The organism is Pseudomonas sp. 44 R 15, from assembly GCF_900004965.1.
GTDB lineage: Bacteria > Pseudomonadota > Gammaproteobacteria > Pseudomonadales > Pseudomonadaceae > Aquipseudomonas > Aquipseudomonas orientalis_A.
Genome location: NZ_CVTU01000119.1, coordinates 1,837 through 8,006, shown reverse-complemented (window position 1 = coordinate 8,006; position 6,170 = coordinate 1,837). Strand labels below are relative to the sequence as shown.

The 6,170-nt window shown below is 58.9% G+C and carries 7 protein-coding genes; 3 read left to right on the top strand and 4 right to left on the bottom strand.

All coding sequences use genetic code 11. The features are described from left to right. Positions 1 to 260 precede the first annotated feature (260 nt). Complete coding sequence (locus BFP93_RS25275) at positions 261 to 1,277, bottom strand: ABC transporter substrate-binding protein (RefSeq protein ID WP_065895346.1); 1,017 nt, start codon at positions 1,275 to 1,277, stop codon at positions 261 to 263. Between the two features lie 132 nt (positions 1,278 to 1,409). Beyond that, complete coding sequence (locus BFP93_RS25270) at positions 1,410 to 1,880, bottom strand: hypothetical protein (protein WP_065895345.1); 471 nt, start codon at positions 1,878 to 1,880, stop codon at positions 1,410 to 1,412. Between the two features lie 366 nt (positions 1,881 to 2,246). On the opposite strand from BFP93_RS25270, the gene BFP93_RS28750 reads away from it, so the two are divergent. The 3 genes from BFP93_RS28750 (at position 2,247) to BFP93_RS25260 (ending at position 3,188) form a co-directional block, all read left to right on the top strand. Then, a complete protein-coding gene (locus BFP93_RS28750; RefSeq protein ID WP_065897077.1) occupies positions 2,247 to 2,522 on the top strand; it encodes a hypothetical protein in 276 nt (91 codons plus the stop codon). A 121-nt stretch (positions 2,523 to 2,643) separates the two neighbouring features. Then, positions 2,644 to 2,874, top strand: coding sequence for a hypothetical protein (locus BFP93_RS25265; RefSeq protein ID WP_065885228.1), 231 nt, complete (start codon positions 2,644 to 2,646; stop codon positions 2,872 to 2,874). A gap of 71 nt (positions 2,875 to 2,945) precedes the next feature. Beyond that, entirely contained in the window at positions 2,946 to 3,188 is a 243-nt protein-coding gene (locus BFP93_RS25260) for a DUF2789 domain-containing protein (protein WP_065885227.1), read from the top strand. 69 nt (positions 3,189 to 3,257) lie between these two features. Here the strand turns inward: BFP93_RS25260 and BFP93_RS25255 are convergent, their stop codons facing one another. Both BFP93_RS25255 and BFP93_RS25250 read right to left on the bottom strand, forming a co-directional pair. Beyond that, a complete protein-coding gene (locus tag BFP93_RS25255; protein ID WP_370737818.1) occupies positions 3,258 to 4,487 on the bottom strand; it encodes a methyl-accepting chemotaxis protein in 1,230 nt (409 codons plus the stop codon). Between the two features lie 543 nt (positions 4,488 to 5,030). Beyond that, the gene (locus tag BFP93_RS25250; protein WP_003191666.1) at positions 5,031 to 5,435 is read right to left on the bottom strand and encodes a TraR/DksA family transcriptional regulator; all 405 of its coding nucleotides are present in this window, start codon (positions 5,433 to 5,435) and stop codon (positions 5,031 to 5,033) included. Positions 5,436 to 6,170 lie beyond the last annotated feature (735 nt).

Genomic DNA, 6,170 nt, shown 5'->3' with positions numbered 1-6,170 from the left:
GCCGTTACCGCAGAAACGGATATGTACTCAACCCAATCCAACATCCTGGTCGGCCCAGAGGCCGCCATCGGGGGCAAGCCCCCTCCCACATTTGGATTGCATTACATCAGTCAGATAGCTATAGGCTGTCCCGCCTTCATGGGAGCAAGTCTCCACATTTGGATCGCAGTGCATCAGTCAGACAGCTATAGGCTGTCCCACCGTCATGGGAGCAAGCCCCTCCCACATTTGGATCGCCATCAGGTAGCGATACTGTCGAATTACTTGAGGGCCGACTCAACCTTGAGAGCCACATCCTCCGTCAACCACGCCTTCCACACCTCAGGATGAGCCCTGAGAAATACCTGGGCCACCTCCCGAGGCGGCGTATGATTCTCACTCATTTTCGCCAACGCCTGATTAAGCGGCTCAATAGGAAACTCAACCTTCTCGAAAAACTGCGCAATCTGCGGATGCTCTTTCTGGAACGGCGTAGACACCCCGATGCTCAACCTGGACGCCAGCGACCGCGTCGGCTTGGGATCAGGATTGTCCGCATCCGTCAGCGTCTTCCAGGCCTGCGCATCGAACGGCGGCTCTTGCAGTTGAATCAACTTGTAGCGGCCCATCAACGGCGTGGGCGACCAATAGTAAAACAGCACCGGCTTGCCCCGACGAATCGACGAAGCAATCTCCGCATCCAGCGCCGCCCCCGAGCCGCTGCGAAAGTTCACGTAGCTGTCGTCCAGGCCGTAAGCCTTGAGCTTTTGCCGGTTGACCACTTCCGAAGTCCAACCGATAGGGCTATTGAGAAACCGCCCCTTGTCCGGTGATTCCGGGTCCTTGAACACATCCTTGTAGCGCGCCAGGTCTTGTACGCTTTTCAAGTCAGGGGCCAGCGGCTTGATACCTTTGGCCGGATCACCCTTGACCACGTACTCCGGCACCCACCAGCCTTCGGTGGCGCCCTTGACCGTATCGCCCAGGCCCACCACCTTGCCTTCAGCCTCGGCCTTGACCCAGACAGGGCTGCGGCCCGCCCACTCTTCGCCGATCACCTGAATGTCGTTCTTGGCCAGGGCAGTTTCCAGGGTGATGGTGGTACCGGGCAAGGTGTCGGTGGGCAAGTCGTAGCCCTTCTCGACAATGAACCGCAGTACCTCGGTGATCAGGCTGCCGCTTTCCCAGTTCAGGTCGGCAAAGTGCACCGGCGCCTGGGCGGCCGATACCGGCACTGACGCCATGGACAGGCCCAGGCTCGTCAGCGATGCAGCCAACAGCGTTCTCAATCCTTTCATTCCTTTGCACCTCGCGATATCGCAGCCATCAGCGGACGGCTTTGCTGCTATGCGCGAAGCCTCTCTCGTAGTTAAGTCAACTCAACTGTAGTAGAGGTTCCGGGAGATAAAAGAAGTTCGCCGTGATTGCGCTTACTCACTGGCCTTGAACGTCACCAGTTCGCCCTTGCGCCACTTGGCGGCCTTGCCGGTGACGGCCTTGAGGGTCTTGGTCAGGCCTTCCTGCAGTTGTTCCCTGGCGGCAAATACCAGCATGACGCTGTGGCCTTCCTTGAACACAATGCCTTCGCCTTCGGCCGAAGACACAAAGGCGTAGTCGCCCAGGCCGTACACGGTCAACTTGATATCGCGAAACTTGAGTTCAAACTTGCCACCTTCACGGCTGGGCAATACTGCCGCGCGAAAATGATCGCCCACCTTGAGTTCCAGCCGTGGTTTGTCGTCCACGACCAACGCCGCTTCAGTGTCGATCTCGGCGATGTAGATACCTTCCGGGGTCTGTTCGGTAACGTAGACAAAACGAGATTGAAACTGCTTGACCAACTTTGCGCGTAAATCACCCAGCACGAATAACGCGTGCATATCCAGATTACTGACTGCCAAGGAAACGCCCCCACATCGATAAAGCACTGACCGCTTGAGCGGGCAGCACAAAAAAACGGCCGTTACGGCACGAAAGACATACTCGTTAAAAACCTGAAGACAACCATAAGAGCCGTACAGACAGCCGCGGTGGCCCTTGTGCGAGGTCATCCGGCGACACAGCAAATCACAGGTTCAACGACCCGAGAATACGAGTCGAACAACTTCAGAGAATAACCCGATTAAAAACACTGTTTTCCGACACGCATCACAAAAGAAAATACCCGGCCATGGAACCAGGCGCGCGTTGCCGACGACAATACTAAACAGCAACACCGGTCAAAACCAGCCGCTGATATCAACCAGGTCGATCGACAGGAGCTGAGCATGCAACGACGTCAACACGACACTGCGTCTTTTCACACTCGTTCATCATGTCCAGACGCACACCAATACTACTGCCTACCCACACCCGATGGGTACTCCCATTCCGTGCTTTATCGAGTGGTGCCGGCCGGAAGAAACTTTTTTCATATCCAGGAAGTGACCAGCGGCAGGATAAAAGGCTTTCGCAGCGATCACAGCAAGGCCTGCGCACTGGCAAAAGCGCTGGAAGCCAATCTGTATGGCCTGCACGGCACACTCGTTTCGTCAGCTGGCTGAGTGTAGTGCACACTTTACTGCACAGCGGCCCTTCAACAACTGCCATACTGACCCGTCCTTGAAGTTTGCCCCCTGCGGGTCAGGTTTCATCAGTGCAGTTACCGCGAAGGGAAGGCTATACGTGACGGAATTTGATATTGGCGAATTTTTTATCCATGGCGATGCGAGGGAAGTGGACGGAGAGTTTCAAGCGGTCATCATCATGCGGGCCAAACCGCCGTTGACCACAGTAACAACGCATCAGGTCGAAAAAGACCGCTGGTTCAAAACCGTCGACGCTGCCGCCATTGCCGGCAAAGACGCCGCCAGGGCCCTGAAAGCCGCCGTGGATTCAGGCGCACTCAATTCGTGACAATCCGATAGAACTCTGGCGCGCCATCCCCCTCACATGCAGAACGATGATCAGCCCGCATGGAGAATATGATGGACACCACGACCCCGACACTTGAAACCCTCTTCGACCAGTTAGGCCTGGATTCCAGTCAGGAAGGCATCGAACGCTTCACCGCCGAGCACCGTCTGCCGGATGACGTGAAACTCGTCGACGCACCTTTCTGGAGCGAGCAACAGGCGAGTTTCCTCAAGGAACAGCTGCATGTCGATGCCGAATGGGCGCCTGCGGTCGATGACCTCAACGCCCTGCTGCATGAGTCTCCCGTTGCTTGATTCAAACGCACTGACCGCACGCCGCTCCTCCCGCAGGAGCGCGCTTGCTGCTACGCGCGGCTTGTGCCGCTACGCGGACCTGCCCCCTTGCGGCTTGTAGCCCAGGCGCAAGCCACCCCAATGCCGACCCCGAACCATGATCGGCACCGACAGGTCGTGCATCAGCTCGCCGGTATCGCGCGTGTAGGTCTGCAGCAACATGGCTTGTTGATGGCTACCGCACCGCAGGCCGGTACGGTCGTCAAATTTGCGCTTGGTGCGGTTCTGCACCGCGTCCACCTGGGCATCACCGGTCAATGCGTGGGAAAACGCGTTGTTGTGTGTCGGCACGTAGCCCTGGGGCGTGCAGGCAATGGCAAACACCAAACCCTCATGAAGCGGCAACAGCGCCTCTTGAATGGCGGGTAATACCTGGTCGGTGTAGGCGTCAAAACGTGTCTTGTATTTGCTCGGGTGGGTATTTGCAATCAGCGTGTAGTTGCGATCGAACAGATCTTCCAGGCTGACCCGGCTGTGCAGCACATCCGCCTCGAACTGTTCGCCAATTCGCCGGGCGCCTTCGCGGGCCAGGTCGTAGATGCGCTGGTGATAGCCATCCAGGCCGACCTGCGCCAGGCGCTCGCTGATGGTTTCCGCCTGCCCTTCCATCTGCACGGCGGCGTCGGCGAGTTGGCGGGTTTGCTGGTCGCTGACCGCCAGGTCGCTGCGCATCTGCTCCACGGCGTGGAACAGGCTGTCGAGTTGAGTGCGGTTGGTGTCGGTGCCCTGGGCGATTTCACTGACCTGCTGTTCCACATCCGCCGCCAGGCCGGCGATGCTCGCCAGGTGTTCGCCGGCATCTTCCACTTGCTCTACACCGGTGTGCAGGTCCGCCGACAGCTGGCGAATCTGCTCCACCACCTGGGCCGTGCGCTGCTGGATGTCGGCGACCATCACCCCGACTTCATCGGTGGCCGTGGCCGTACGTCCGGCGAGGCCGCGCACCTCATCGGCGACCACCGCAAACCCGCGCCCGTGCTCTCCGGCCCGCGCCGCTTCAATCGCCGCGTTCAACGCCAGCAGGTTGGTCTGGCTGGCGATGGACTGGATCACCAGCGTCACGCGCTGGATTTCCTCGCTGCGCTGGCTCAAGGCTTCGATCAGCGTACGGCTGGCATCGGCACGCTGGCTGAGCTGATGCATGCGGGTGATCGACTGCACCAATACTTCACGGCCTTCGCTGCTGCGCTGACGGGCCTGGCTGGACGCGCCCAGGGCCTGGCGGCTGAGCTGGGAGGTGACCTGTTCGGTGCCGATCATCACCTGCGCGCTGCTGACGATTTGCTGGGAGGCGCTCAACTGCGACTGCAGGCGCGCCGCCAGTTGCTTGACCGAATAGGCCACGCCCGCAGCGCAGAGTGCATTATGGCTGGTGGTATGGGACAGGTCGCGCGCCAGCTCGCCAATCGCATCGCCGGCCGCAGCGTGGGTCACAGAAGGTTTGGGACTTTTCAGGCGGGGTAGCCAGATCACCAGCAAGGCCAGCGGCAGGCACAGGTAGATCGGCCAGCCGGCAAAGGCCAGGCCCAGCAGTAGCAGCACCAGGACGGTACTCTGCGCGAGCGGTATCAGCCAGCCGGGCAGCACCCGCGCCACCGGTTGCGGTGGTACTGCTGCGCCCATCAGAGATCCATCTCCAGCCATTGTCGTTACCCCACTGCTTGTCGTTATTGTGTCTGCATTAAACGCCACTAACAGGCCATTATCCATGGGCCTTTAGTACAGGGGCTTGCAGTAGATCAATAACGGGGGTGTCACGCAAAACTCTGCGGGGGCCGATGATACGGCCCCCGTGCAACCGCGTCAGGCTTGACGCTGGTGCTTGTCGATCTGCTCGTGGCGCTCTTGCGCTTCGATGCAGTATTTGGTGGTCGGGCTGATCAGCAGGCGTTTGAGGCCGATAGGCTCGCCGCTGTCATCACACCAGCCAAAGGAATCTTCCTTGATGCGTTCCAGGGCACGTTCCAGTTGCGGCAACATGCGCTGGTCGCGGTCGATGGCATTGACCAGCCAGGTGCGCTCTTCTTCCACGGAAGCAGCGTCGGCCGGATCGGCCGGGGTGTCCAGGCTTTCAATGGCGATACGGTTCTGTTCAATGCGCTCGTGGTGTTCCACTTTCATGTCTTGCAGCAACTTCTCGAAAAAAGCGTGCTGTTCGGCATTCATGTAGTCATCCGCCGGCATGGCCAGCAACTTTTCCTTTGTCATTGATTTCTCTATAAAAAATACGTGCATTAAGGCGAATAAGGGAGCGTTCCGGCCGACCTCTGCAGGTCTCGGAAAGGCGCCATCCATTCCAAGCGCCACCCGGCACTCAATTTACGAGGGGCGGCAGTCTAAGGCCGACTTGAAGGCGCAGCAACTGAAATGACAGGCATTTTTTCCCGATCAACCCCCAAAAGCACCAGGACGGGCTTGGCGAACGGTCATCGGAGTGCGTTTATAGCAAGAAATTCAAGTTTATGGAGCTATATAGAAGACAAACGGTTGATCCGTACGGCATGGAACTAAAAATGTGGGAGGGGGCTTGCCCCCGATGGCGGTCAGTCAGACACAGATGTTCAAGCTGACACACCGCCATCGGGGCATAGGTATCTACACAATTTTGGCGCGAGACTGCACCTGTGGCGAGGGAGCTAACGCGTATCTACCTGACGCTCCGAGGTCCAAATGTGGGAGGGGGCTTGCCCCCGATGGCGGCCTCTGGGCCGACCAGGATGCTGGATTGGACCGAGTACATATCCGTTTCTGCGGTAACGGCGACTTAGGGTTCCGCCCTGACGGCGGGTCACTTTGGAAAAGCCCCAAAGTAACCAAAGGGCTCTTGCCCCACCACTCGGCACCTCGCTCAGGCTCGGTGTGCCCGAACGCAGGCTTGAATCCGTGGGCCGCCGCAATGGGCCATCCATGGCCCAGTGCGGCTAACCCGGCGTCCTGCCGGGT

Coding starts and splice junctions, on each gene's coding strand:
- BFP93_RS25275 (WP_065895346.1), bottom strand. CDS start 1,277: ATGAAAGGATTGAGAACGCTGTTGGCTGCATCGCTGACGAGCCTGGGC.
- BFP93_RS28750 (WP_065897077.1), top strand. CDS start 2,247: ATGCAACGACGTCAACACGACACTGCGTCTTTTCACACTCGTTCATCA.
- BFP93_RS25260 (WP_065885227.1), top strand. CDS start 2,946: ATGGACACCACGACCCCGACACTTGAAACCCTCTTCGACCAGTTAGGC.
- BFP93_RS25255 (WP_370737818.1), bottom strand. CDS start 4,487: ATGATCGGCACCGAACAGGTCACCTCCCAGCTCAGCCGCCAGGCCCTG.
- BFP93_RS25250 (WP_003191666.1), bottom strand. CDS start 5,435: ATGACAAAGGAAAAGTTGCTGGCCATGCCGGCGGATGACTACATGAAT.